This is a genomic window from Halomonas meridiana, assembly GCF_009846525.1.
Taxonomy (GTDB): Bacteria; Pseudomonadota; Gammaproteobacteria; order Pseudomonadales; family Halomonadaceae; genus Vreelandella.
The window spans coordinates 2,571,262-2,596,570 of sequence record NZ_CP024621.1; the positions used below are offsets into that span (position 1 = coordinate 2,571,262).

At 59.5% G+C, this 25,309-nt stretch carries 21 protein-coding genes; 3 read left to right on the forward strand and 18 right to left on the reverse strand.

Translation table 11 applies throughout. The annotated features are described in order from the left end of the window. Nucleotides 1–25: 25 nt before the first annotated feature. The 5 genes from msrB to yrfG all read right to left on the reverse strand — a co-directional run bounded on the left by msrB (nucleotide 26) and on the right by yrfG (nucleotide 4,533). Entirely contained in the window at nucleotides 26–523 is a 498-nt protein-coding gene (gene msrB / locus CTT34_RS12365; RefSeq protein WP_159342701.1) for a peptide-methionine (R)-S-oxide reductase MsrB, read from the reverse strand. Between the two features lie 138 nt (nucleotides 524–661). Next, the gene (locus CTT34_RS12370) at nucleotides 662–2,218 is read right to left on the reverse strand and encodes a phosphoenolpyruvate carboxykinase (RefSeq protein WP_159342702.1); all 1,557 of its coding nucleotides are present in this window, start codon (nucleotides 2,216–2,218) and stop codon (nucleotides 662–664) included. A 309-nt stretch (nucleotides 2,219–2,527) separates the two neighbouring features. Then, nucleotides 2,528–3,403, reverse strand: coding sequence for an Hsp33 family molecular chaperone HslO (gene hslO, locus CTT34_RS12375; RefSeq protein WP_159342703.1), 876 nt, complete (start codon nucleotides 3,401–3,403; stop codon nucleotides 2,528–2,530). A gap of 53 nt (nucleotides 3,404–3,456) precedes the next feature. After that, nucleotides 3,457–3,846 (reverse strand): ribosome-associated heat shock protein Hsp15, encoded by a 390-nt coding sequence (gene hslR / locus CTT34_RS12380; RefSeq protein ID WP_159342704.1) that lies wholly within the window; start codon nucleotides 3,844–3,846, stop codon nucleotides 3,457–3,459. Nucleotides 3,847–3,855: 9 nt separating this feature from the next. Next, nucleotides 3,856–4,533, reverse strand: coding sequence for a GMP/IMP nucleotidase (gene yrfG / locus CTT34_RS12385; protein WP_159342705.1), 678 nt, complete (start codon nucleotides 4,531–4,533; stop codon nucleotides 3,856–3,858). 70 nt (nucleotides 4,534–4,603) lie between these two features. Between yrfG and nudE the strand changes: the two genes are divergently transcribed. After that, entirely contained in the window at nucleotides 4,604–5,218 is a 615-nt protein-coding gene (gene nudE, locus CTT34_RS12390) for an ADP compounds hydrolase NudE (RefSeq protein ID WP_159342706.1), read from the forward strand. A gap of 49 nt (nucleotides 5,219–5,267) precedes the next feature. Here the strand turns inward: nudE and CTT34_RS12395 are convergent, their stop codons facing one another. The 13 genes from CTT34_RS12395 to nrdR form a co-directional block, all read right to left on the reverse strand. Next, nucleotides 5,268–6,323, reverse strand: a complete 1,056-nt coding sequence (locus CTT34_RS12395) for an oxidoreductase (RefSeq protein WP_159342707.1) — start codon at nucleotides 6,321–6,323, stop codon at nucleotides 5,268–5,270. A 72-nt stretch (nucleotides 6,324–6,395) separates the two neighbouring features. Next, nucleotides 6,396–8,240 (reverse strand): dihydroxy-acid dehydratase, encoded by a 1,845-nt coding sequence (ilvD, locus tag CTT34_RS12400; protein WP_159343787.1) that lies wholly within the window; start codon nucleotides 8,238–8,240, stop codon nucleotides 6,396–6,398. Nucleotides 8,241–8,380: 140 nt separating this feature from the next. Beyond that, a complete protein-coding gene (locus tag CTT34_RS12405; protein ID WP_159342708.1) occupies nucleotides 8,381–10,552 on the reverse strand; it encodes a methyl-accepting chemotaxis protein in 2,172 nt (723 codons plus the stop codon). Nucleotides 10,553–10,771: 219 nt separating this feature from the next. Continuing rightward, nucleotides 10,772–12,955 carry a methyl-accepting chemotaxis protein gene (locus CTT34_RS12410; RefSeq protein WP_159342709.1) on the reverse strand — a complete coding sequence of 728 codons (2,184 nt, stop codon included), beginning with the start codon at nucleotides 12,953–12,955 and terminating at the stop codon, nucleotides 10,772–10,774. Nucleotides 12,956–13,103: 148 nt separating this feature from the next. Continuing rightward, nucleotides 13,104–15,578 carry an endopeptidase La gene (lon, locus tag CTT34_RS12415; protein ID WP_159342710.1) on the reverse strand — a complete coding sequence of 825 codons (2,475 nt, stop codon included), beginning with the start codon at nucleotides 15,576–15,578 and terminating at the stop codon, nucleotides 13,104–13,106. A gap of 129 nt (nucleotides 15,579–15,707) precedes the next feature. Further along, the gene (locus CTT34_RS12420; RefSeq protein WP_159342711.1) at nucleotides 15,708–16,964 is read right to left on the reverse strand and encodes a DUF945 family protein; all 1,257 of its coding nucleotides are present in this window, start codon (nucleotides 16,962–16,964) and stop codon (nucleotides 15,708–15,710) included. 53 nt (nucleotides 16,965–17,017) lie between these two features. Continuing rightward, entirely contained in the window at nucleotides 17,018–17,491 is a 474-nt protein-coding gene (locus CTT34_RS12425) for a phosphatidylglycerophosphatase A family protein (protein WP_159342712.1), read from the reverse strand. After that, nucleotides 17,488–18,465 (reverse strand): thiamine-phosphate kinase, encoded by a 978-nt coding sequence (thiL, locus tag CTT34_RS12430; protein WP_159342713.1) that lies wholly within the window; start codon nucleotides 18,463–18,465, stop codon nucleotides 17,488–17,490. The genes CTT34_RS12425 and thiL overlap by 4 nt, the downstream gene beginning before the upstream one ends. A 34-nt stretch (nucleotides 18,466–18,499) precedes the next feature. Continuing rightward, a complete protein-coding gene (nusB, locus tag CTT34_RS12435; protein ID WP_159342714.1) occupies nucleotides 18,500–19,003 on the reverse strand; it encodes a transcription antitermination factor NusB in 504 nt (167 codons plus the stop codon). Then, nucleotides 19,000–19,488 (reverse strand): 6,7-dimethyl-8-ribityllumazine synthase, encoded by a 489-nt coding sequence (gene ribH / locus CTT34_RS12440; RefSeq protein ID WP_139526976.1) that lies wholly within the window; start codon nucleotides 19,486–19,488, stop codon nucleotides 19,000–19,002. The genes nusB and ribH overlap by 4 nt, the downstream gene beginning before the upstream one ends. A 4-nt stretch (nucleotides 19,489–19,492) precedes the next feature. Continuing rightward, nucleotides 19,493–20,659 carry a bifunctional 3,4-dihydroxy-2-butanone-4-phosphate synthase/GTP cyclohydrolase II gene (ribBA, locus tag CTT34_RS12445; RefSeq protein ID WP_159342715.1) on the reverse strand — a complete coding sequence of 389 codons (1,167 nt, stop codon included), beginning with the start codon at nucleotides 20,657–20,659 and terminating at the stop codon, nucleotides 19,493–19,495. A 72-nt stretch (nucleotides 20,660–20,731) separates the two neighbouring features. Continuing rightward, complete coding sequence (ribD, locus tag CTT34_RS12450) at nucleotides 20,732–21,880, reverse strand: bifunctional diaminohydroxyphosphoribosylaminopyrimidine deaminase/5-amino-6-(5-phosphoribosylamino)uracil reductase RibD (protein ID WP_159343788.1); 1,149 nt, start codon at nucleotides 21,878–21,880, stop codon at nucleotides 20,732–20,734. Continuing rightward, complete coding sequence (gene nrdR, locus CTT34_RS12455) at nucleotides 21,880–22,377, reverse strand: transcriptional regulator NrdR (protein WP_159342716.1); 498 nt, start codon at nucleotides 22,375–22,377, stop codon at nucleotides 21,880–21,882. Before nrdR ends, ribD begins: the two co-directional genes overlap by 1 nt. 255 nt (nucleotides 22,378–22,632) lie before the next feature. Here nrdR and CTT34_RS12460 point away from each other — a divergent pair, with 255 nt between their 5' ends. Together CTT34_RS12460 and dsbG are read left to right on the forward strand one after the other, a co-directional pair. Next, a complete protein-coding gene (locus tag CTT34_RS12460; RefSeq protein ID WP_159342717.1) occupies nucleotides 22,633–24,393 on the forward strand; it encodes a sugar phosphorylase in 1,761 nt (586 codons plus the stop codon). A gap of 126 nt (nucleotides 24,394–24,519) precedes the next feature. Further along, nucleotides 24,520–25,302, forward strand: coding sequence for a thiol:disulfide interchange protein DsbG (dsbG, locus tag CTT34_RS12465; protein WP_159342718.1), 783 nt, complete (start codon nucleotides 24,520–24,522; stop codon nucleotides 25,300–25,302). Nucleotides 25,303–25,309: the final 7 nt, after the last annotated feature.

Sequence of the window (25,309 nt, forward strand, 5' to 3'; positions counted from 1 at the left end):
ACTGAGTGGCCGACACCCCATACTGCTAGGCGGGCACGAAACGCAGCGCTACGCCGTTGTTGCACCAGCGCAGGCCGGTAGGCTCGGGACCATCTTCGAAGACGTGGCCTTGGTGCCCACCGCAGCGTGCGCAGTGGTACTCGGTGCGCGGCCAAACCAGTTTGAAATCCAGCTTGGTCAGCAAGTGACCTTCGACATGTTCGAAGAAACTCGGCCAACCCGTGCCCGAGTCGTACTTCATAGCACTGGTGAACAGCAGCAAATCACAGCCTGCACAACGGTACTCGCCCTCACCGTACTGTTTATCCAAAGGGCTCGAGAACGCCGCTTCGGTGCCCTCTTCACGCAGTACGTAAAAGGCGTCGTCCGAGAGGCGCTCCCGCCACGCCTCTTCACTCAGTTCCAGTTTTTCCAACCCAGGCGCGGCTTCGAGATCGAGACGAGGAAAACCGAACGAGACCCCTGGCAGCACACCGGCTAAACCGGTCAACCCTGCCAAGCCTAAAAAGTGGCGACGTTTCATTGGCGTGACTCCCATCGACAACGGTCGAATAGCAAAGAGAAACAAGCAGATATGAAAAAGGGACAGTGCCGTGGCACCGTCCCTTTCTGACTACTTAGTTGTCCGTACGTTCGACAACTTACAGCGAGGCGTAAAAAATTACGTCAACTGCGGGCCCGCTTGAATGATTGCTTCGTTAACGCCCTCAAACTTCTTGAAGTTATCGACGAATTTCGTGGCCAGCTCTTGCAAGTGGCGGTCGTAGGCGTCGCGGTCTGCCCATGTTTCACGCGGGTCGAGCAGGCTGGAATCGACACCCGGTACGGCGACCGGCACATTCAAGTTCAGGCCATCGATGTGCTTGGTGTCCACATCACGAAGAATGCCCGACTGGATGGCGCTAATGATCGCGCGGGTGGTTGGAATGGAGAAACGCGAGCCGCCTTCACCATAAGCACCGCCGGTCCAGCCAGTATTGACCAAGTAAACCTGAGCGTCTTTTTTCTCGACGCGCTTGATGAGCAGGTCCGCGTACTCACGGGCCGGGCGCGGGAAGAATGGTGCCCCGAAGCAGGTGGAGAACGTCGCCGCCAAGCCTTCGGACGAGCCCATTTCGGTGGAGCCGACTTTGGCCGTGTAGCCTGACAGGAAGTGGTAAGCCGCTGCTTCTTTGGACAGCACGGAAACCGGCGGCAGCACACCGGACATATCGCAGGTCAGAAAGACGATGGCGTTCGGCTCGCCTGCCAGATTTTCCGCGACACGTTTTTCGACGTGCTCCAGCGGGTAAGCCGCGCGGGAGTTCTGAGTCAGGCTGTCGTCGGCGTAATCCGGCTCGCGGCGGTCGTCGAGTACGACGTTTTCCAGCACGGTGCCGAACTTGATCGCGTTCCAGATGACCGGCTCGTTCTTCTCAGACAGGTCGATGCACTTGGCGTAGCAGCCGCCTTCCATGTTGAAGACGATACCGTCGCCCCAGGCGTGTTCGTCATCACCAATCAAGAAGCGCGCCTGGTCGGCAGACAGCGTGGTTTTACCGGTGCCAGAGAGACCGAAGAACAGGCAGGTCTCACCATCTTCGCCCACGTTGGCCGAGCAGTGCATCGGCAGCACGTCGGAAGCGGGCAGCAGGAAGTTTTGAACGGAGAACATGGCTTTCTTCATTTCGCCTGCGTAGCGCATGCCAGCGATCAGCACTTTACGCTCGGCGAAATTGATGATGACGCAGCCATCGGAATTGGTGCCGTCGCGGTTCGGGTCACACTCGAAGCCAGCGGCGTTAAGAATCGTCCACTCCTCTTTGGCCGCCTGGTTGTAGGCCTGCGGGCGGACGAACATGGTGCGACCAAACAGGTTCTGCCAGGCGGTTTCCGTGGTCACGCGTACCGGCAGGTAGTGAGTGGCATCGCTGCCGACATGCAGTTCAGAGACGAAATGCTCGACGCCGCCCAGGTGCTCTTCCACGCGCGCCCACAGGGCTGAAAACTTTTCCGCGTCGAAGGGGCGGTTGACACTACCCCAGTCGATGCTGTCGCGGGTCGTGGGTTCATCGACAATATAACGATCTTTCGGCGAACGCCCAGTGCGCAGGCCGGTGTTTACTACCAGAGCACCATTGGCGGACAGGCGGCCTTCACCACGGGCCACGGCGCGCTCGATCAGTTCGGCGCTGCTGAGATTGACGTGGGCTTGGGGAGCGGCTTGAGTCGTGGTCATGTCGATTCCTGGGTCTCTATGTTTACCGGGCGTCGCCGACGCCTTGAGAAATCATCCTAGCCGCTGGCATGGCGGTCACAGCTGGCTAGGTGCGCTGAAGTCCGGCGCATTATGGCAAAAAGAAAACCCCCGGGAAACGGGGGCTTTGACCAAATATCTTGTAGTTAAACTACTACAATGACACTACATTTTGTGTTGCAGCGCAGTATGTTTTCAAACACTCGTTTGCCATTCGGCCGCTAGGCGGGGCGACATGGGGGATGCAGCCCAGGGGCCAAACAGCCTGCGTGCTAAGGGCCGACTACACAATTAGTGAATCACCGGCGGCGGCGCGCCCGGGTCTTCCAATAAAATTTCAATATCGGCGGCGGTGTAGTGATATTTCGTGTGACAAAAGTGGCATTGCGTATCAATAGCCCCTTGTTCGCGCAGAATATCGCGGAGTTCCTCTTTGCCCAGCGTGTAAAGGGCGTGGCTCATACGCTCCCGAGAGCAGGTGCAGCCAAAACGCAGTGCTTTCGGTTCGAAGACCCGCACGGTCTCTTCATGGTAGAGACGATAGAGCACCTCTCGCTGCTCCAACCCCAACAGTTCCTCGGGCTTGATGGTATCCGCCAGATGTACGCTGCGCTCCCAGGCATCGACATCCTGGTTCTGCGAGGCATCCGGCAATCGCTGAAGCAGCAAACCGCCAGCTCGCTCGCCATCGGCCGCCAGCCATAACCGAGTCGGCAACTGCTCGGATTGGCCGAAATAGGCTTCCAAACACCCGCCCAGAGTATCGTGGTCCAGCGCGACGATCCCTTGGTAGCGGTGCCCTTCGCGCGGGTCGAGGGTAATCACGATTTGGCCCTCGCCTACCAGCTCGCGGAAGCTGGCGTGCTTGCTGGGCAACGCGGCGTCTTCGGCAATACGGGCAATGGCTCGCAGCTCGCCACCAGGGTTGGATTCGGCCATGAGCAGGGCGAGCGCCCCTTGGCCGCGGACCTCGATGCTCAGCGTGCCATCGAGCTTTACGGTATCGGTCAGTAGCGCCACCGCCGCCAGCAGCTCACCTAGCAGCTGGTTGACCGCAGGTGGGTAGGCGTGACGGTCGAGCACCTCATGGTAAGCGGTGCCGAGCGTGACGATTTCGCCCCGCACGTTGGTTTGGTCGAACAGAAAACGTTGGATTTGATCGGACATAACGAGACCATAAGAAGAAGGAGTCATGGGAGAGCGTAGGGGTAAGCGACGGCTTACTCCCCTTGCTGACGCTGAAAACGCTGGATATCGCGCCGCTGCTTTTTATCGGGACGCTTGAGAGGATGCTGCATGGCTTCATTGGTCAAACGGCGCGCCTCGGCTTCTTTGGCACGGCGTTTCGCACTCTCTTCGGTTTCTGTATAGAGCTTACGCGCTTCTGGGGCGCCACGACGCTGATCCGAAAGCGCCGTGACCTCCACCTCGAAAATATCCCAGCCTTGAGGTACGCGAATCAAGGCACCCAGCTCGACGTTCTTGCTGGTTTTGACACGGGCACCGTCGTAGTGGACCTTTCCGCCCTCAATGGCTTTTTTGGCTAGGGCACGGGTTTTGAAAAACCGCGCTGCCCATAGCCACTTATCCAAGCGAACGCTGTCACTCATACGCTCTCCTCAGCTAGGTGAGTGCTGCCCCGGCAGGTCAGCGGGCAGCAGTTGGGCAAATCGGTCAAGGGCAATGAATTCCTGTAGCTCTTTTTCAGGGCGCTGGCTATCGGGCTGCTTGATACCCAGCAGATGTCGGATGCCAAACTCGCGGGCGCTCTCCAACACGCGGGGGTTATCATCGATGAAGAGCGTGCGGGCAGGGTCGAACGGCTCGCGTTCTTGAAGTGCAAACCAGAAGGCTTGCTCCTCTTTGGCCGCGCCCACATCTTCTGATGAGATGATGGCGTCTAGGTAGTTTTCCAACCCCGTGAGCGGGAGTTTTAATGCGAGGCTTGCGCGGTCGGCATTCGTAGCAAGCACCACTCTGGGGTGAGCTTGCTTGAGCCATGTGAGGAAATCCAAAGCATCGCTGCGTAGCCCAATCAAGTGCTGTACTTCGCGCTTGAGGGCAACGATATCCACGTTCAGCTCGCGGCTCCAGTAGGCGAGGCTGTACCAGTTCAGCGTGCCCTGCTCACCCATAATGCGTGCTTTAAGTGCATCCTGACTGGCTTGGTCGAGCTGATGCAGCTCTACGTAGCGACGTGGCAGATGTTCGAGCCAAAAGTGGCTGTCGAAGTGAAGGTCTAGCAGCGTGCCGTCCATGTCGAGCAGGACGGTATCGATCTCGCGCCAATCAATCATTGCCGCTCCAGTCTGAAAGAGTAAGCGTGCTATTGTAGCGTAACCCGTTTTTTGCAGCCACGGAGGCAGAATGTCACGCGACGATACAGCTAACGACCATACGCCGAGCGGCTATCCACGCAAGCCGCAAATACTGGGGCGACAGCGCGTTGCCCAAAGCCGCCTGTTCCAAATCGAGTCGTTGGATTTACGTTTCTCCAACGGCGAGGAGCGACAGTTCGAGCGACTCACGGGCGCTGACCGCGGCGCGGTGATGATTATTGCCATGCCCGACCCGGACCATGTACTGCTCATTCGGGAGTATGCCGCGGGGTTCGAAGATTATGTGCTGACGCTTCCCAAAGGTTTGGTCGACCCGGGCGAAGACATCATCACCGCCGCCAATCGCGAGCTGATGGAGGAGTGCGGCTTCGGTGCGCACCGCATTGAGCCGTTGGTGGAGCTGTCACTAGCACCCAACTATATGCGCCACCGCATGCAGGTGTTAATGGCAACGGACCTCTACCCCAAGCGCTTACCGGGCGACGAGCCAGAGCCGCTGATTGTAGAGACCCATGCCATCGAAGAGCTGCCTGCCCTACTCATGCGCGAGGACTTCCACGAAGCGCGCGCCATCGCGGCGCTCTATATTGCGCGGGATAAGTTGCGCGAAGAGCGGCGCAGTAGCGACATGGATTTGCTGTAACTGTTTGGCTTCACAGTCAGAACGCGCTAGGCGTTCTGGCTGCGGTGCATTACAGATGATGCTTGAGCGAGATCCAGCGACGCTGGCGGTGGCTATCTAGGCCAGCTTCCAGCAGGGCCATGCTACGCAGGGCGTCATCGATATCCACGGGCAGCGGCGCTTTATCACGAATCGCCGCACTCACGCCTTGGTAATACGCTAGGTAATCACCCGGTAGCGTGGGGTGCTCGTGACGGACGAGCGGTGCGTCTTCGCCGTCTTCCTCGCGCAGGGTAAGCGTTCCAGGGCTATCCTCTCCCCAGGATGGGGACGGCACCTCTCCGGCTTTCAAGCGATCTTCCTGCGGATCTAGGCCATATTTGATATAGCTACCTTTCGTGCCGTGGAGACGGTAACGCGGCGTCGGCTCGGCAACCAGCGTGCCCGCACTCAAACTGACGCGTCGACCGTCGTACTCTAGCAGGGCGAGAAAGTCATCATCGGCTTTGGCGCCATCACGCCGTACGCCCAGCTCTAGGAATATGGCATGGGGCAGACCGAACAGTTCGCACGCTTGATCCAGCAGGTGAGGCCCCAAGTCGTACCAGATCCCGCCCCCTGGCGTGGCCTTTTCTCGCCAGCGATCCCGTACTTCTGGGCGGAAACGGTCAAAGCGCGATTCGAATCCTGTTATCCGCCCCAGCGTCCCTGCTTCCAAGAGCGCTTTCAGTGTCAGGAAATCGCTATCCCAACGGCGGTTATGAAAGACCGATATCAGCCGCTCTTTATCAACCGCCAGAGCTTTAAGCTGCTTGGCCTCGGAGAGCGTAACGGTAAACGGCTTATCGACCACCACGTGTTTCCCTGCCGTGAGGGCCGCTTTGGCCAACGGGAAGTGCGTGTCGTTCGGCGTGGGAATGACGATGAGATCGATATCCGGTCGCTTACATAGCGCCAGCGCTTGGCTTTCTACCTCGACATTGGGCAGATCCGCTTTCACCTTGGCCGCATCGCTCGACGAGACGGCCACTAAATCCAGCCCTTCGGTCGCTTGAATCAAAGGGGCGTGAAACGTCTTGCTCGCAAACCCATAGCCAACGAGGCCAACGTTGATGATCGCCTTCATTACAATCCTTAGTCGATGTGACGGTTCAGGTTGGCAAAAAAACAGCCCGCACGAGACGGGCTGTGATGTCGCTTAATCCAGCTTGGAGAGGTCGCGTACCGCGCCTTTGTCAGCGGAGGTAGCGAGTAGCGCATAGGCCTTGAGCGCTGGAGTGACCTTACGCGGACGCTGCTCGACCGGTTTCCAGGCGTCTTTGCCTTTGGCGTCCATCGCTTCACGGCGTTTGGCCAGCTCGGCGTCGCTTAGCTGCACGTTGATCGAGCGGTTGGGAATGTCGATCAGGATGGTATCCCCTTGCTCGACCAAACCAATGGCGCCCCCTGCTGCTGCTTCCGGAGAGACATGACCGATCGACAGGCCCGAGGTACCGCCAGAGAAACGGCCATCGGTGAGCAGTGCACAAGCCTTGCCCAGCCCTTTCGATTTCAGATACGAGGTCGGATACAGCATCTCCTGCATACCGGGGCCACCTTTGGGGCCTTCGTAGCGGATGACGACCACATCGCCCTCTTTCACTTTGCCTTCCAACACGTTGGCCACCGCTTGGTCTTGAGACTCCACCACGTGGGCTTTGCCTTCAAACACCAGAATGGAGTCATCGACGCCGGCGGTTTTCACCACGCAGCCATCCAGCGCGATGTTGCCGTACAGCACGGCCAAACCGCCCTCGCGGGAGAACGCATGTTCCAAATCACGGATACAGCCGGTGGCGCGGTCGCCATCCAGGCTTGGCCAGCGGGCGCTTTGGGAGAAAGCGGTTTGTGTCGGAACACCGCCCGGGCCTGCTTTGAAGAACTCCACCACATCAGGGCTTGGCGAGCGCATGATGTCCCACTCGTCCAACGCTGCTTTTAGGCTGTCGCCGTAGACGGTCGGCACCGAGGTATCGAGCACGCCTGCCCGGTCCAGCTCACCGAGAATGGCCATGATCCCACCGGCACGGTGGACGTCCTCGATGTGGTACTTCTGGGTATTGGGGGCCACCTTGCACAGCTGCGGCACTTCCCGAGAGAGACGGTCGATATCCGCCATGGTGAAGTCAACTTCCGCTTCTTGGGCGGCGGCCAGCAGGTGAAGAATGGTGTTGGTCGAGCCGCCCATGGCGATATCCAGCGTCATGGCGTTCTTGAAGGCGGCTTTGCTACCAATCGCGCGGGGGAGCAGGTGCGCCTCTTCGCCCTCGTAATAGCGTTTGGCCAGCTCGACGATGCGATGACCGGCGGTCTCGAACAGACGGCGACGATCGGCGTGGGTCGCCAGGACGGTGCCGTTACCCGGCAAGGCCAACCCCAATGCTTCGGTGAGACAGTTCATGGAGTTGGCGGTGAACATACCCGAGCAGCTTCCGCAGGTAGGGCACGCACTGCGCTCGACTTCGGCCAGGGTTTCGTCATCGACACTGTCGTCGGCCGCCATGACCATGGCATCGACGAGGTCGAGGCCGTGATCCAGGAGTTTGGTTTTACCGGCTTCCATCGGGCCGCCGGAGACGAAAATGACCGGAATATTGAGGCGCATCGCGGCCATCAGCATGCCAGGGGTGATCTTGTCGCAGTTGGAGATACACACCAGCGCATCGGCACAGTGGGCGTTGCACATGTACTCGACGCTATCGGCAATGATGTCGCGACTCGGCAGCGAATAGAGCATACCGTCGTGGCCCATGGCGATCCCATCGTCCACGGCGATGGTGTTGAACTCCTTGGCAACGCCACCCGCTTTTTCGATTTCACGCGCCACCAGTTGGCCCATGTCTTTTAGGTGGACATGGCCCGGGACGAACTGGGTAAACGAGTTGGCGACCGCAATGATCGGTTTATGAAAGTCGTCATCTTTCATACCGGTGGCACGCCAAAGGGCACGAGCGCCAGCCATATTGCGGCCAGCGGTGGTGGTACGGGAGCGGTACTCGGGCATGGTGTCCTCTACATCTTTATCGTGGCCTGCCGCATACGTGGCGGCAGGCAATTGAATCCAGCGGCCTTAGATTGTGGCATGAGCGCACCGCAGAGACTAGATGTAGAGGGCAACCAAACGCGTGTGATGCCTATGGACGGTTAAAAGGTCTCCCATTCCTCTTCGGCGGGGGCGGTTTCAGGCCGGTTGAGCGCCGGACGGGATGGCGCTTCTGCCTGCGCCTCGTCTTGGCGCTGCGACGGCAGGCTGGAAGTAGAGGCATCACGCCGAGACAGTCGCATCCGCGCGGCTTCGCTGCTCTCCTCCTCTGCGCCTTCTAAACGGAAGGCGGCAATCACGTTCGCTAGGTCGAGCGCTTCGTTGGTCAACCGCTGGGCAGCGCCGGAGATCGATTGTACTTTGCTCGCGTTCTGCTGGGTGACATGATCCATCTCAGAGACCGCCGTATTGATCTGGGCGATACCGCTGCTCTGCTCGTCCGAGGCGGTGCTGATCTCTTCCATGATATCGCTGACACGCATCACTTGGTTGACGACCTGGTCGATGGCCCGTTCGGCCTCTTTGACGGCATCCGCGCCACCGGCAATCTCTTGAGAGGAGGTATCGATCAACCGACGAATCTCACCCGCCGCCTCGGCACTGCGCCCGGCCAAGTTGCGCACCTCGTTGGCGACCACGGCAAAGCCGCGCCCCTGCTCCCCTGCCCTGGCGGCTTCGACCGACGCGTTCAAGGCCAGAATATTGGTCTGGAAGGCGATGCCATCAATGACGGTGATGATGTCGTTCATTTTGTCGGCACTGGCCGCGATGCGCTCCATTCGCTCCACCAGCGCCTGCATGCGCTCCCCCGTTTCACGGCTGGTGGTGGCATTTTGCATGGCCAGTTGATTGGCCTGGCGTGCGTTCTCGGTGTTCTGCTGCACCGTGGCCGTCATTTGATCCATGCTGGACGCCGTTTGTTGCAGCGAAGAGGCCTGCTGCTCGGTGCGCGACGCCAACTCCTCGTTTTGCTGCTGGATATGCTCCGAGGCAGGCGTGACGATCTCCACTTTGTTACCGACTTCGGTAATCAAGCCAGAGAGACTGGCGCGCATGGTTTCCAGGGAAGCCAGGAGCTCCCCCAACTCATCGTCGCGTTTGAGAGTGACACGGTTGGCCAAGTTGCCCGCCGCAATTTGAAACGTCACACGGCGCGCCTCGTTGAGAGAGCGGATCAGTGAACGCAGCACGGCCACGCTGAGCCCCACCATCATCAAAATACCGAACAGGAGAACGCCCAACTGGCCCCACAGTAACCACTGCTGCTGACGCTCGGCATTGGTCATGAGCGTTTGCGCTGCGCTACGCTCGTTATCGACCAGTAGATTGATGGTGGCGCTGATGCTATCGGAGGTCGGCTTCACGACATCATTGAACGCCTCGAACGCGGCGAACCCATTGCCATCGCGTATCGCGGTGAACGCCGTATCAGCGCCGCTCAAGAACGTCGCCAAATGCGCTGTTAGCCCCTGCTGAACGCCGCTGGCTTCCGTGCGCTGGGCAGTGAACGCTTGCCATGTTTGGTTGATGTCCCCCTGGAGTGCGCTCAACTGCTCTTCGAGCAGATCCAGGTCGGCCCGGCGCGGATTGCGCACGGCGGGTTCTAGCGCCTGCAAAAGCTGCCCGGTGCCCTGCTCGATTTGTTGGAGGTCGGCGACGCCTTCAAGGCCCGTTTGATTCAGCGTGCGTAACCGGTCAGCGGAGCTGGTGATCCCGTAGACGCCTGCCGCCCCCGCGACGGCCAGCAGCGCAATGGCGACAATGACCATTCCCATCAGCTTGGCCTGCATACTGCTGAAACTAAAGCGCTGCACCCAACCACGCACGCCGGTGCGTCGTAATGCACCATAATGGAGCTTGAACCGTCGGCTCCGCCCCTGTTGCATGGCGCTATACGCCTTGGCGGCACGAGCGATGGCTTTTTGCCCGGCTTTACGACGAATTGCCGTGTAACCTGCCACTCGGTTGCCGTCGAGCAGCGGCGCTACCGTGGTATGCACCCAATACGTATCGCCATTCTTACAGCGGTTTTTGACGATCCCTTGCCACGTTCTACCTTTTTCGATGGTGGCCCACATATTGCTGAAGACCAACGCGGGCATGTCTGGATCACGAAAGATGCTGTGGGGTTCGCCCATCAGCGCCGTCTGTGAGTAACCACTGACATCGATGAATGTCTGGTTAACGTAAGTGATCTTTCCCTGCCGGTCAGAGCGTGAAATCAACACCTGATCGTCTGACAATTCGAATGCTGCCTGGCTGGATATGCTCATCAAGAACCCCACCTGTTATTTTTGAGAAAGGCCTGTTTTGCCTATGACCCAGCGACGTCCTTTTTACCAAGCCGTGACCTGACGTCGAGCCGCTTTCCGACCAACGCCTCACACCAAAAGATGCAGCAAAAAATATGCCACCCGGCGGGTGGCATATTCAAATGATCGATCATGCGATACATCAATGGTGATTAAACGCAGCGCTGCGCCTCACCTCATTCAAAACGCATCCCACTCCTCGTTCTCATTGTGAGCCGGCGTATGTGCGCGCTGGCGAGCGCTCGATTCTTGCGTCGGCGCGTCACTCGGCAGGGCTGCTACGTTCTGCTTGACGGCTTTCTGAGCCCGCGCCAGCTTTTCACGGGCCGTGCTGGTGCTCTCGGCCTGAGCGCCTTCGAGGCGGAAGGCATCGACGACGTTGGCAAGCTCGAAGGCTTCCAGCGCCAGGTTGTCTGCCGAGGCCGCGATCGACTGCACTTTGGTGGCGTTTTGCTGGGTCACCCCATCCATTTCGGCAATGGCGGCATTGATCTGGCCAATTCCGCTGCTCTGCTCGCTCGACGCAGTACTAATCGAGGCCATGAGGTCGCTCACGCGGCTCACCTGCTCCACCACGTTTTCAATCGCGCGCTCGGCTTGCTCGACAGCGCTTCGACCGCCGCTCACCTCTTGGGTGGTGCTATCGATCATTTTGCGAATTTCTTGGGCGGCGTCGGCACTGCGGCTTGCCAACGTGCGTACCTCGCTGGCGACCACGGCAAAGCCTCGCCCATGCTCGCCCGCCCGGGCTGCTTCGACCGACGCATTGAGCGCCAGAATGTTGGTTTGGAAAGCAATGCTGTCGATGACACCGATCATCTCGGTCATCTTCTCCGCGCTTTTGGCAATGCGCTGCATGCGCTCGACGAGCTGCTCCATCTGCTGGCGGGTATCCCGCGTGCTGGCGGCATTTTGCTGAGCCAATTCCGTGGCTTGGCGGGCATTGTCGTTGTTTTGCTGAACGGTCGACGTCATCTCCTCCATGCTCGACGCCGTTTGCTGCAACGAAGACGCCTGCTGCTCCGTCCGCGAGGCAAGCTCTTCGTTCTCGGCGGCAATTTGCTGAATCGCGGGGGTTACCACGGAAACACGGTTCTCCACGTCGCCGACGATGCTCGAAAGACTGAAGCGCATCGTATCCAGGGAGTAGAGCAGCTCTCCCAACTCGTCATTGCTCTGGCGGCGCTCTCGAGCCGCCAAATTACCCGCGGCGATTTGAAACGTCATGTAGCGCGCGCCCGCCAGACTGCGAAACACCGATTTCAAAATGAATACGCTGAGCGCCACTAGGACGCAGATACCAATGAGTAGGAGTACCGACTGAGCAAGAAACATCTGTTGGCGGCCTTGACGCGCATCGTCCATCAAATCGGCGGCGCCCGCTCGCTCCTCATCCACTAGCTGACTGTTGAGCTCGCGGATACTGGCCGTGGCGGGCAGCACCTCGCTATTGAGCGCCTCGAACGCTGCGAAGCCGTTGGCTTGGTCGATCGCATCGACGGCCCCCTTCACGCCAGCGCGCCAAGCAGCGAAGGCCTCATCGAACCCCTGAAGCACCGTTTGCGACGCGCTACTGGTTTGACGATACGTCTCCCATAGTGTTTGGGCACTTTGCGTGTTGGCCGCTAATTGCGTCGAGACGGCCTCCATATCCACACGACGCGGATTTCTGACCGCAGGTTCCAACTCCTCCACGGCCAACCCAATGTGGCGCTCGATGAGCTGCAGGTCGGCAACGGACTCTAGTCCGGCGCGATTGAGCGTTTCCAGGCGCTCGCCGGAAACGTTCAAACCGTACAGACCCAGCCCGCCCGACAGCCCTAACAGCACGACCGCCGCGATGACCATTCCCGTCAGCTTGGCTTTGAGGCTAGTAAATTGAAAGCGCGCCACAATGCCGCCCAAACCGCGACGCTTCAACGCCCCTTGGTGTAGCGCATAGCGGCGTGACTTGCCTTTTTCACGTATGTCGGCATAAACCTGTTCGGCCAGCGCGATACGCTTGGCCGACGCTTTACGGCGCAGCGAGGTATAGCCCACGATGCGGTCGCCATCTCGCAAGGGAGCAACCGTGGCGTTGACCCAATAGTAATCACCATTTTTGCGTCGATTCTTGACCGTCCCCTGCCAAGTACCGCCCGCTTGAATGGTTTTCCAAAAATCGGCGTACGCCGCTTCGGGCATATCGGGGTGGCGGATCAGATTGTGCGGTGCGCCCAGCAGCTCATCCCGCGAGTAGCCGCTGACCTCCACGAAGGCAGCGTTGGCATAGGTCACGTTACCTTTCAAATCAGAACGTGAAATGAGTACGGTCTCTTCATCGAGCACGTATTCACGTTGAGTAACGGGCTGGTTATTGCGCATAGAAGCTCCCTGACGCTTTATTTTTAATAATTGATTTTGCACCATTATCACGAATTTCCGGGGAACTTAACCAGTAAACAGATGTAAAAAAGCGCCGCTCTCTTCAGAGCGGCGCTGGGGTGAACGAAAAGGCTTAGGGCGTCACACGCTATTTGAAGACCACGTTCGCCACGTCTTTATAGCGATTGGCGAAATGAACGGTCATGCCCTCTTTGAGGTAGTCGGGCAGCTCCTCGTAATCTCGACGGTTGGCCTCGGGGAGAATCACCTCGAAGATCTCGCTGCGCCGCGCAGCGATGACTTTCTCACGAATGCCTCCCACCGGTAGAACTTGCCCTGTCAGGGTCAGCTCACCGGTCATGGCCAGCGGACGATCGATGGCTTGGTGCTTCGCCAGCGATAGCAGCGCCGTCGTCATGGTCACCCCGGCGGAAGGGCCATCTTTGGGCGTAGCGCCTTCAGGCACGTGCAGGTGGACGAACGCGGAGTCGAAGAAGTCGGCATCCGCGCCATACTCGGCCAAATGGCCAAGGGTATAGCTATAGGCGATGTTGGCAGACTCCTTCATGACATCGCCCAGCTTGCCGGTCAGCTTGAAACCGCGATCCAGCGAGTGCACTTTTCCGGCTTCGATGGGGAGCGTGGCGCCACCCATGGAGGTCCAGGCCAGCCCGGTCACCACCCCTTCACCTTTGAGCACTTTCTCTTTACGGAAGAGCGGCGCACCGAGAAACTCTTCGAGGTTTTTCACCGAAATCTTGACGGTATCAACCTCCTCTTCGAGCAATTTCACTGCCGCTTTGCGTACGATACGGTGGAGCTGTTTTTCCAGTTGGCGAACACCGGCCTCGCGGGCATACCCATCGATGACCTGCTTTAACGCCGCGTCGCTGAGATTGATACGCTTCTTCGGCAGATTGTCGCGTTTGAGCAGCTTCGGCCAGAGGTGATGCTTGGCGATTTGCAGCTTCTCTTCAGCGATATAGCCTGAGAGACGAATCTGCTCCATGCGGTCCAAGAGCGGGCCGGGAATGCTATCCAGTGTGTTGGCGGTACATACGAAGAGCACCTTCGAGAGATCCATGCGCACGTCGAGGTAGTGATCCAGAAAATCGACGTTCTGCTCAGGATCGAGGACTTCGAGCAGTGCCGACGCAGGGTCGCCCTGGAAGGATTGCCCCAGCTTGTCGATCTCATCGAGCATGATGACCGGGTTCTCGACCTCCACCTCTTTGAAGGCCTGGACCAGCTTACCGGGCATTGCCCCCACGTAGGTGCGACGATGGCCTTTGATCTCGGCCTCGTCTCGCATGCCCCCCACGGAAAAGCGGTAGAACTCACGGCCCAGCGCCTCGGCGATGGAGCGCCCAATAGAGGTTTTACCCACCCCTGGCGGGCCTACCAACAGCACGATGGAACCACCTACATCGCCTTTGAAGGTACCTTCGGCCAGAAACTCGATGATGCGCTCTTTGACATCCTTCAAACCGTCGTGGTCGCGGTCGAGGACCTGCCGGGCATGGGCAAGATCCAACTTATCCTGGCTGGTGACGCCCCAGGGCAGCGAGGTCAGCCAGTCGAGGTAGTTACGCGTGGTGCCGTATTCCGGGGAGCCGGTTTCCAACACGCTGAGCTTATTCAACTCGTCATCGATGCGCGCCTGCACCCGCTCGGGCACCACCAGCGATTCCAGGCGGTTTCTAAACGTATCGACGTCGTTTTCACGATCATCTTTGGAGATACCCAGTTCGCGCTGAATGACCTTGAGCTGTTCGCGTAGGAAGAATTCCCGCTGACGCTCCTGCATCTGCGCGTTGACCTGCTCGCTGATTTCGCTTTGGAGTTGGGCGACATCGATCTCTTTGCGCAGCAGCGGCAGCACTTTGTGCATGCGCTCAGCGACAGGCAGCGTGGCCAGCACATCCTGCAGCTCCGGGCCTTTGGCCGACGTGATGGCCGCCGCGAAATCGGTCAGTGGGCCGGGCTGATGCGGACTGAAACGGTTTAGGTAGTGCTTCAGCTCTTCCCCATACAGCGGGTTGATCGGCAGCAGTTCTTTGATGCCGTTGATGATCGCCATGGCATAGGCACGGGTCTCTTCGTCTTCGGCATTGACCGGCTCTTTGGGGTAGGTCACTTCGACCAAATACGGCGGCTCTTTGGAGAGCCAGCGCTGAATTTTGAAGCGCTGAAGCCCCTGAGCGATGAACTGAATCTGCTGATCTTCGCTCTTGAGTTTATGAACCTTGACCGCTGTACCGATCTCGGGAAAGCCCTCATGGTCCAGCGATTCGACGCCCTGCTCGCCCACGAAGGCCACGCCAATCGTGTGGTGCGGCGTATTGCCAACGCGACGCATGGTCTCTTCCCAGCGTTCGCGGTTGATCACCAGCGGCTGCACCTGGGCAGGGAAAAAGGGGCGATTGTGGATCGGTAGGAGATAAATGCGCTCGGGCAGCATGTCGCTGGCGGGTACTAACGAGCTTACCCGTTCGCCGTCCGAACGGTAGTCATCGCTGTGCGCACTCTCTGCGTGAGCATCCTGTTCCTGGGAATCTGGAGACTCAGCATCGGTGAGCCAGTCGTGGTGTTCGTGATCGCGGTCGTAATCCTGGTCGCTCATGCGCCCTCCCATCAACAGTGACCCGCGGCTTTCGCCGCTTAGCATGCTTCAAGGAATGTGGGCACAGAGTGAAAACTTCAACCCTAAAGACGATTTACCTAGCCGCCCACTGACCTCTATCAGGAGCACTCACGGCTGCCATAGCGGCGGCATCGGCCGCCCGTTGACACGCCATACCCCACGAATCACATCGAACTGTAGCTCGCGAGTGCCCAACGGTAGGCCGAGCCAGAGTGCCGCCACGGTTGGGGCGTCGTGCCAAATGAAGTCCCCATCAATGCGCTCGATCCAGCGTGCGCGTTCGACCGGTTTGTCAAGCGCGGTAATGCTCAGCTCTTCGAGGCGCCGCGCATCGAAGAATAGCGCGCCCTCTGCGTCCACTTGCAGCCCCAACAGCGGGCTATCCAAAGCAATGGTGGTGACATCGAGCCGTGGTGAATCGCTCAAGACCTGGCGCAGATCAGGCTCCAAACGCGCCAACAGGCCCTCCGCCATGGGCAAGCTCGCGTCGCCCCAGGCAGCCTCTTGGCGCAAACGACGAATCGTTTGCCGAACGGCGTCGCCATTCAAACGCGACAGCTCTGCCTCGATACGACCGCTGAGAAGCGGGGTGTCGGGCGCTTCACTGGGCACGCGCACCTCGCCTACGATCAGCTCGCCTTTCAGGCGTAGCTCGCTCTCGTCCAGCTCCATATGGCTATGGAGATCCAGGGGAGCGACGTGAATGTCGTAAGCCGGATAATGCAGCGCCAGCTGCTCGATATGCAGGTGATCCCGCTGGGCAAAATGGTAGGCATCGTCGATGTAGGTGTAGCGACTTTCCAAAGTGGCGGGGCCAAGCGTGAGCTGCGACAGGCCGTCGGTCAGCGTGAGTTGATCCAGCAGCCCGCGTAAGCGCCAGTCACCAAACACTCCCTCCAGGCGAACCCGTGCGCCACGTACGTCCAGCTCGCGTCCATTTTGCTGAATGACGAAGGGGGCCAGTGCCAAGCGAAGTTCGGTATGACCGCTCAAGGTCTGATAGCGGCCCTGCCAGCGCGGCACGGAGGGCGCGGAGACCTCCCCCACCGCTTTTTGCAGCACGCTATCCAAACGCGGCAGCAGCGTGCCTTCGACATCGGTGCTCAATACCCCGTGTCGGGCTCGGTAGGAGAGTTCCAAACGCCAGGGACGGCCCAACAGTGGCGAGAGAATGAGCCGCCCCCGGGACGTGAGCCACCCTTGGCGGCTCTCCACTCGGCTGACTCGCCATTCGCCTCGGGCCTCTAAGTCCTCCAGCGCCTGACGAAGGCTGCGCTCGAAAAGTACGCTGGATAGCAGTTGCGCGACCATCCACACGACGGCTATCGTCGCGAGAATAGGCACGATCAAACGTTCCTTGCGCATGCTATCTCCTTGAACGGTCTCTCAACGAGACCCGACTCCATGCCACCGATCGCTCAATGTAGCCAAAACCATAGGTGCATGGTGCTCCAGGCGTAGATCCCTGCCATGACATCATCGATCATGATGCCAAATCCGCCCGCGACCCGGCGGTCGGCCCAGCGAATGGGCCAAGGTTTGAAAACATCGAAAATGCGGAACACCACGAATCCCCATAGCGCCGCTTCCCAGGAGAATGGCACGGCTGCCATGGTAATCCAATAGCCAACGAACTCATCCCACACGATCCCCGAGTGGTCATGCACGCCCAGGTCGTGGGAAGTCTTGTCACATAGCCAAACCCCGACGACAAACGCGGCCAACACGATTCCCAGGTACCAACCCAGGCTTAAGTCGGCCATCATCCAGTAAAAGGGAATGGCGGCCAGTGTGCCGAAGGTACCCGGAGCCCACGGCACCGTGCCGCTGCCCAGGCCAAACGCAAAAAAGTGAGTGGGGCGCCGCCAAACGCTCGCCGGTGCACGATTCATCGGGCACCCCCACGGAAGTGCTGCCAGCCCGTCGCCCCTTCGGCAGGCACCCCCGTCACGCCGAGCGCTTGCGTGCAATAGCCGATCACGCTTAGCGCAAGGCCACTCTCGGCAAGCTGCGCGGCAGCTTCTTCGACCCGGTCAGGCGGCAGCGTCACCAGAAGTTCGTAATCATCTCCACCGGAGAGGGCTGCAGTCAGCGCCTGCTCATGACCGAGCGTCTCGACCAGCCCATCGACCAGCGGCAGCGCGTCGGGGATGAGGTCGACTCCCACGCCGGATGCGGCTCGCAAATGAGCCAAATCCGCCAGCAGACCGTCGGAAACATCCATGGCCGCCGACGCCAACCCGCGAAGCACGATGCCCGCACCAAGCCTCGGCTGCGGCAAAAGATAGCGCTGAAGCAACGGGTGCCCGAGGTCTCGCTCACCCTGTTGCCACAGCGCTAGCCCGCCTGCACCGCCACCTAGGGCGCCGGTCACCGCGACGACATCGCCTGGCCGTGCACCTGACCGAGTCATCGCTAACCCCGTCGGCACCTCGCCCATGACCGTCACCCCGATACTCAGCTCGCCAGAAGTCACATCGCCGCCCACCAGCGCTGTGTCGTACTGCTGACAAAGCGCATGAAAGCCACTGGCATAGCGAGATAGCCACCGCTCAGCAGCGGCATCATCGTTGAATGCCCGCTGGTCGAGGGTCAGCGCCATGAGGCACCAGCGCGGAGCTGCGCCCATGGCCGCCAAATCGCTCAGCGCGACTGCCAACGCACGATGCCCCACTGCATGGGCAGGGGCATCGTGGGGGAAGTGAACGTTCACCACTGACGTATCCACGCTAACAGCCAGCTGCTGGCCAGACTGGGGAATCAATAACGTGGCGTCATCGCCGCATCCTAGGGCAACGCCATCTGTCGCTTGCGCCTCCTGCGGCGACATGAAGTAACGTCGAATCAGATCGAATTCGGCAAGCACAAAGGCCCCTTAAACGCTTGATCAGCCCTGCCGCTTACAGGCGGCGGGCGCTGACTTCGGCACTTCGTAAGCGGTTCGCCAGCTTATCGAGAATGCCATTCACGTATTTATGGCCGTCGGTGGCGCCAAATGATTTTGCCAGCTCAACGCCTTCGTTAATCACCACGCGGTAAGGCACTTCCATCCGCCGGGAAAGCTCGTACGCCCCCAGGCGAAGAATGGCCAGTTCTACCGCGTCCAAGTCTTCCAGACGACGATCCAGCAACGGGGCAATTTCACGGTCCAGCTCGGCTTTGAAGCGTACCGTGTTGTGCAGCAGCTCATGGAACAGCGCTTTGTCCGCGATCTCCATGACCTTCACCCAGTTCTCATGATCTTCGAGATCGTCGTCGGCCACCTGGCTGCGAAATTCCGCCTCGATGGTGGTAATGGACTTACCGGTCATCTGCCACTGGTAAAGCCCTTGTACCGCTAATTCCCTTGCGGCGTGACGCCCCTGCTGTGCGGCTGAGGGCTTGCGCTCACGACGCTCACTCATTGGGAATCTCCGACCGGCAGCGCGCGCAGCAGTGAGACCATTTCCATCGCCGCCATGGCAGCTTCGGTGCCTTTGTTGCCGGCTTTGGTGCCTGCACGCTCGATGGCCTGCTCAATGGACTCAACGGTCAGTACGCCGTTGGCAACTGGCGTATCGAACTCCAACTGGAGATGATTGATGGCCGTGTTACAGCCACCGGCCACGTACTCGAAGTGCGGCGTGCCGCCACGAATGACCGCACCAAGGGCGATCACTGCATCGGGCTTCATCACGTTGAGCACTCGCTTGACGGCCAGGGGCAATTCCCAGGCGCCAGGAACGTGAACGATATGGATATTTTCCATGTCCACACCGTGACGCGTCAGGCTGTCGACAGCGCCTTCTACCAAGCTATCCACGACGTGGTGATTAAAGCGGCCCACCACGATGACGTAGCGCCCATCGACGTCTACAAAAGTGCCTTCGATTTGCGAAAGGGATTGCATCAATTTATACCTGCTGAAAAGTTGGCTCGTCGGCCGTGTCATTCGGACCCAAACGCTCGACGACTTCCAGGTCGAACCCAGAGAGCGCGGAGAACTTCCACGGTGAGCTGAGTAACCGCATCTTACCCACGCCGAGATGGCGCAGAATCTGCGAACCCGTACCAATCGTTAAATAATTGCCAGAGCCATCGGAATCGCTGGTGCGCGGCTGACGCACGCGATCCAGATAGATATCTAGCTGGTCTTTCAAATCTTGATTCGGCCGTCCGTCGTCGATCAAAACGAACACGCCTGCAGACGCTTGGGCAATTTGATCAATGGCACGATGCGCGTCCCAACGGCACTGCTCGCCTTTCATCAACCCCATTACATCGCGCAGCGTATCGGCCAAATGCACGCGAACGGTGGTCGCCTGCTCGGGCGTTGGCTGCCCCTTCACGAGGGCCAGATGGTGAGCGCCCTGGATACGATCACGGAAGACGTGAAGCGCTAGTTCGCCATGCACGGTGGTGACTTGAGTCGTTTCGACATGATCCACCGTCTGCTCATTCACGATACGGTAGTGGATCAAATCGGCAATGGTGCCCATCTTGATACCGTGCGCCTTGGCAAAGGCCTCCAGCTCCGGGCGGCGGGCCATACTGCCATCATCGTTCATGATCTCGCAAATGACGCCGCTGGGGTCCAAACCCGCCAGCGCTGCCAGATCGCAGGCGGCTTCGGTATGCCCTGCGCGGCGCAGTACGCCGCCTGGCTCGGCCATCAGCGGGAAAATGTGGCCCGGCTGAACGATGTCCGAAGGCTTGGCATTCGGAGCAACGGCGGCTTGCACCGTCCGAGCACGATCGGCAGCGGAAATACCGGTGGTGACCCCTTCGGTCGCCTCGATGGAGAGCGTGAACTTGGTACCAAAACCGGAGCCATTGTCCCGCACCATCAGCGGCAGGTTGAGCTGCTCGCAGCGCTCGCGGGTCATCGGCATACAAATTAGACCGCAGGCATACCGCGCCATGAAGTTGATATGCTCAGGCTTTACCATTTCGGCGGCCATGATGATATCACCTTCGTTCTCGCGATCCTCATCGTCCATGAGAATCACCATTTTGCCCTGGCGAATGTCATCTACCAGCTCAGCGATGGGGGATAAACCCTCTGAAGAGGAGTGCGCCATGGAATCTCCAAAAAATAGGCTCGCATCGTATGCGAATTCGGGCGTCAGGGTACCTTGCAATGACGGCTTGCGCTAGTCAGCCTGCGGGGTGGCAATGATCCACCAGTCGCTCCCAACGGTTCGCGATGCCGTCACCGCCAAACGTTTCTGATCGGCCATCTGGGTAATCCCCGGCAGAGCAAATAGCGGCCTGGCCTCGCCGCCCAACAGCGTGGGCGCGACAAAAAGCTGCAGCTCATCGATCAAATCCGCCTCTAGCAGTGCGCCCGCCAGCGTGGCACCCGTTTCCACCAACAGTTCGTTAACCTGCTCATTATCCGCTAGCCAGCGCAGCATGTCAGCCAGCGCAATACGTCCGTTTTCGGCAGGTACTACCTGAATCTCGGCCCCGGCTTCTGCCAGTTTACGCCGTTTCTCTTCGCTGTGTTGATCCGTCGTGATGATGAGCGTGCGCCCCGGCTCGCGTAGGCAGGCAGCCGCTAGTGGAAGACGAAGGCGCGAATCGAGGATCACCCGTAGCGGTTGGCGCTGGACGATGTCATCGGCGTTGTCCAGCGCTAACTGGTCGGCCCTGAGGGTGAGGCGGGAGTCATCCATGATCAGAGACTCCACGCCGCTCAGTATGGCGCTTGACCGGGCACGCAGACGCTGCACCTGCGTGCGCGCCTGGGGCCCGGTGATCCACTGCGACTCACCTGACCCCATCGCGGTACGACCATCCAGACTCATGGCCATTTTCAACCGCACGTAGGGACGGCCGCGCTCCATCCGGGAGATGAACCCTGGGTTGAGCGCCTTGGCGTCGGTCTCGAGCAGCCCCACCTGCACCTGGATGCCCGCCGCCTCTAAATGGGCGATGCCACCCCCACTAACCCGAGGGTTCGGGTCCCGCATCGCCACGACGACACGGGCAACACCGGCATCGGCCAGTGCCACGGCGCAGGGGCCGGTCCGTCCGGTATGAGAGCAGGGCTCGAGCGTGACATAGGCGGTAGCGCCTCGAGCCTCGCTGCCCGCTGCCTGCAGCGCATGGATTTCTGCGTGGGGTTCTCCGGCACGCACATGGTACCCCTCCCCCACGATATGGCCCTCTTCGCTGTCCGCGAAGGACACGATCACGCACCCCACTCTCGGATTGGGGTCGGTGGTATACACCCCCCGCTTGGCCAATTGAATCGCGCGGGCCATATAGCGATGGTCGGCGGTGGAGAACTCACCCATCATGATGCTCCGTTCGATGAACCCTGTCCGGCCGACTCATCGGAGGGCTCCTGGGAGAGCCGATCGATTTCAGCGCGGAATTCGTCGAGATCCTGAAACTTGCGGTATACCGAGGCAAAGCGAATGTAGGCAACTTGATCGAGACTACGAAGCGCTTTCATCACGGCCTCACCGATCTCGCGGGCGTTCACTTCACGGTCGCCGCGGGCGCGCAGCGTTTGCCGTATACGCTCGACCGAGGCCTCGATGGCTTCGGCGCTGACCGGACGCTTTTCCAGCGCGCGCAGCATGCCGTCGCGTAACTTCGCTTCATTGAAGCTTTCACGAGAGCCGTCGGATTTCACCACCCGCGGCATAATCAGCTCGGCGGTTTCGTAAGTCGTAAAGCGTTCATGACAGTTGGCGCACTGGCGACGACGGCGCACCTGGTCCCCCTCTGCCACCAGCCTGGAATCTGTCACTCTCGTATCGTTTGCACCACAAAAAGGGCAATGCATGGCAGTCAACCTATTATCAGTACGCACTAGAACCAGTGCGTGCAGCGTGTCAGCCTGGGCGAACGAGCAGCATCAAGGCGTCGGCCCTAGCGCGCTTCGCCATTTTATAAACTGTTTTATCGCCAACGGGTCGGCGGCAGCGTCAGCCACGACCTGATGGCATAGCGGTGTTATACGACGCGTATCTCATCGTATTGTAACGATTTGGCACACAAGCTGCAGCGTTTGTCGAAGTTGATTGATAGGACGCCCGCTATGACCGCTTTCGAACAGACCGTTCACCGCTACCTCACCCATCTATATGGCCCGCGCGCCGGGGAGGTTCAGCGGCGAATAGGACAGCACCTTGCGCATTTTCGCGCGATGTCGACGACCGCCCTAACGACGAGCGAGACGCCTCACGATGCACCAACATGGAGCGAACAAGATCAGTGGGTCATCTGTTACGGCGACTCCATTGTGGAGGAGGGAACGCCGCTGTTAGCGGTGCTGGATACCTTTCTGCAGCGCTACCTGGGGGATGCCATCAGCGGGGTCCACGTGCTGCCCTTTTTCCCCTGGAGCAGTGACGATGGTTTTTCGGTGATTCACTACCGCGAGGTCAATAGCGAGCTGGGCGAGTGGGCGCATATTCAAAACTTGGCCAGTCACTATGATTTGATGGCCGATTTAGTGCTCAATCATGTCTCGCGGGAGTCGCTCTGGTTCGTCGATTACCTGACCGGCAGCCTGCCCGGTCGCGACTACTTTATTGAAGTCGATCCGGATACCGATGTTTCCCAGGTCACCCGACCACGCAGTAGCCCACTCCTAGTGCCGATCTCTACGCGCCGGGGGACGCGCCACGTGTGGGCGACTTTCTCGGAAGACCAAATAGATCTCAACTTCGAAAACCCGGATGTGTTGCTCGAGTTCGTGGGTATTTTGCTGTTCTACCTACAGCAAGGAGTGCGCATTATTCGCTTGGACGCGGTGGCATTTTTGTGGAAGCGCCTGGGCACCTCCTGCCTTCACCTGCCCGAAACCCATACGGTGGTGCGCTTACTTCGCGCCATCGTGGATGAAATAGCCCCCGGTACGCTGCTGATCACCGAAACCAACGTGCCCCATGCCGAAAACATCAGCTACTTTGGCTTGGAGCGATTAGCGGAAGGCGCGCCCGATGAAGCCCACATGGTGTACCAGTTCGCCTTGCCCCCGCTGCTACTGCACACCTTGACTCGCGGCGAAGCGACGACGCTGCAAACGTGGCTGAACAGCCTGCCAGTACTACCGAAGCAGTGCACCTACCTAAATTTCACCGCCAGCCACGACGGTATCGGCGTACGACCGCTAGAAGGCCTGCTGCCCGACCATGAGCGCGACGCGCTGCTGGAGCTGATGCACCGCTTTGGTGGGTTTGTCAGTATGCGCAGCAACCCTGACGGTAGCGACACGCCCTACGAGATCAACATTACCTGGTTTGAAGCCATGCGCGGCACCCGCCGCGGGCCAGACCCGTGGCAAATTGCGCGCTTTCTATGTAGCCAAGCGATCATGCTCAGCCTGCAAGGAATACCCGCGCTCTATATCCATACGCTTACCGGCACGCTGAACGATGTCGAAGGCGTGGAACGCAGCGGCCGCTTACGCTCGATCAACCGTCGTCGCTGGCAGCTCGATGAGCTAGCTCTGCTATTAGAGAGCCCTTCCACCCCGACCCACGACGTGTTCCACGCCCTGCATCGGCTGCTAACACGGCGCCGTCAAGAGCCCTGCTTTCACCCCAACGCACCGCAGCGCGTGATAGAAACGCCCCCTGAACTGCTGGCGATCGAGCGCGGCCCGCTCGCTAGCGGCCGGCGCTTGCTCGCCTTGTACAACGTCACCGATGGCAAGGTTGACCTCGCCCACGCAGGCGATGCTCTGAACCAAGCGCTCACTCAGCACCACTGGCAGCCGCTAGACACGCTGACCGCTCACCACGAGGAAACACTGCCGCCCTATGCCGTCCGCTGGCTGGTGGCCGATGCGTAAGACCTGCGACAAAACGCCTCAGCCGTGCACGAACGTCGTTCTGACCTCGTCATCACCTGCGATACTGGTAGCCGATCACCTGACGGGGCATAGTGCCCCGTTTCGTTTTGCAAAAAGGATGATGCAATGTCATGCGTTTCGTTAAAGCGTTTCTGTCGTTTCAGCCTACTGGCCGCCGTAACCTGTGGCACCGTCACCAGCCACGCCGATGAGCTACCCGCCCCCGTGCAGGCGCTCGCCAACCAAGGATTGACGGTTCATGGCGAATTTGAAGCGCCGGGTGGAATGCGCGGCTTCGGGGCCAGCGTACAAGGCCAGGATATGGCGATTTATCTCACGCCTGATGGAGAACACGCGATTATTGGTACGCTGGTCGATAGTGAAGGCAGCGACCTGACTGAGGCTCAGCTCGATGAGCACGTACGTGCGCCACTGGAAGCCGATACCTGGGCACTGCTCGAAGAGAGCCACTGGATTCAAGATGGCGACCCAGACGCCCCACGCGTCATCTATACCTTCACCGACGCCAACTGCCCTTACTGCCGTCAGCTGTGGCAACAAACGCGCCCCTGGGTAGAGGCGGGTGAGGTCCAGTTTCGCCATATCATGGTCGGTATTCTCGCCCCCAATAGCCCTGCTTTAGCCGCTACGCTACTCGGTGCAGACGACCCTTCCGCCGCCTTGCACCGCCACAGTGAAGGCGATGAGTTCGCCCCCAGCGCGCAGCCACGGGATATCGAAGAGCAGGTCTACGCCAACAATCAACTTTTTGAAGAGCTGGGTCTCTATGCCACGCCCACCAGCGCTTTCCAGCGTGAGACGGAAGGCGGCACGGTGCGTATCGACCGTATCCAAGGCTTACCCAGCCAAGAGCGCCTTATCGAGATGATGGGTAGCGAAGCACCTTAATGCTCGA

Coding starts and splice junctions, on each gene's coding strand:
- CTT34_RS12425 (WP_159342712.1), bottom strand. CDS start 17,491: ATGAATCGTGCACCGGCGAGCGTTTGGCGGCGCCCCACTCACTTTTTT.
- CTT34_RS12420 (WP_159342711.1), bottom strand. CDS start 16,964: ATGCGCAAGGAACGTTTGATCGTGCCTATTCTCGCGACGATAGCCGTC.
- ilvD (WP_159343787.1), bottom strand. CDS start 8,240: ATGCCCGAGTACCGCTCCCGTACCACCACCGCTGGCCGCAATATGGCT.
- hslO (WP_159342703.1), bottom strand. CDS start 3,403: ATGTCCGATCAAATCCAACGTTTTCTGTTCGACCAAACCAACGTGCGG.
- ribD (WP_159343788.1), bottom strand. CDS start 21,880: ATGGGTGAGTTCTCCACCGCCGACCATCGCTATATGGCCCGCGCGATT.
- CTT34_RS12460 (WP_159342717.1), top strand. CDS start 22,633: ATGACCGCTTTCGAACAGACCGTTCACCGCTACCTCACCCATCTATAT.
- ribBA (WP_159342715.1), bottom strand. CDS start 20,659: ATGGCGCACTCCTCTTCAGAGGGTTTATCCCCCATCGCTGAGCTGGTA.
- hslR (WP_159342704.1), bottom strand. CDS start 3,846: ATGAGTGACAGCGTTCGCTTGGATAAGTGGCTATGGGCAGCGCGGTTT.
- CTT34_RS12410 (WP_159342709.1), bottom strand. CDS start 12,955: ATGCGCAATAACCAGCCCGTTACTCAACGTGAATACGTGCTCGATGAA.
- CTT34_RS12370 (WP_159342702.1), bottom strand. CDS start 2,218: ATGACCACGACTCAAGCCGCTCCCCAAGCCCACGTCAATCTCAGCAGC.
- nudE (WP_159342706.1), top strand. CDS start 4,604: ATGTCACGCGACGATACAGCTAACGACCATACGCCGAGCGGCTATCCA.
- yrfG (WP_159342705.1), bottom strand. CDS start 4,533: ATGATTGATTGGCGCGAGATCGATACCGTCCTGCTCGACATGGACGGC.
- lon (WP_159342710.1), bottom strand. CDS start 15,578: ATGAGCGACCAGGATTACGACCGCGATCACGAACACCACGACTGGCTC.
- nrdR (WP_159342716.1), bottom strand. CDS start 22,377: ATGCATTGCCCTTTTTGTGGTGCAAACGATACGAGAGTGACAGATTCC.
- CTT34_RS12395 (WP_159342707.1), bottom strand. CDS start 6,323: ATGAAGGCGATCATCAACGTTGGCCTCGTTGGCTATGGGTTTGCGAGC.
- ribH (WP_139526976.1), bottom strand. CDS start 19,488: ATGCAATCCCTTTCGCAAATCGAAGGCACTTTTGTAGACGTCGATGGG.
- CTT34_RS12405 (WP_159342708.1), bottom strand. CDS start 10,552: ATGAGCATATCCAGCCAGGCAGCATTCGAATTGTCAGACGATCAGGTG.
- dsbG (WP_159342718.1), top strand. CDS start 24,520: ATGTCATGCGTTTCGTTAAAGCGTTTCTGTCGTTTCAGCCTACTGGCC.
- nusB (WP_159342714.1), bottom strand. CDS start 19,003: ATGAGTGAGCGTCGTGAGCGCAAGCCCTCAGCCGCACAGCAGGGGCGT.
- msrB (WP_159342701.1), bottom strand. CDS start 523: ATGAAACGTCGCCACTTTTTAGGCTTGGCAGGGTTGACCGGTTTAGCC.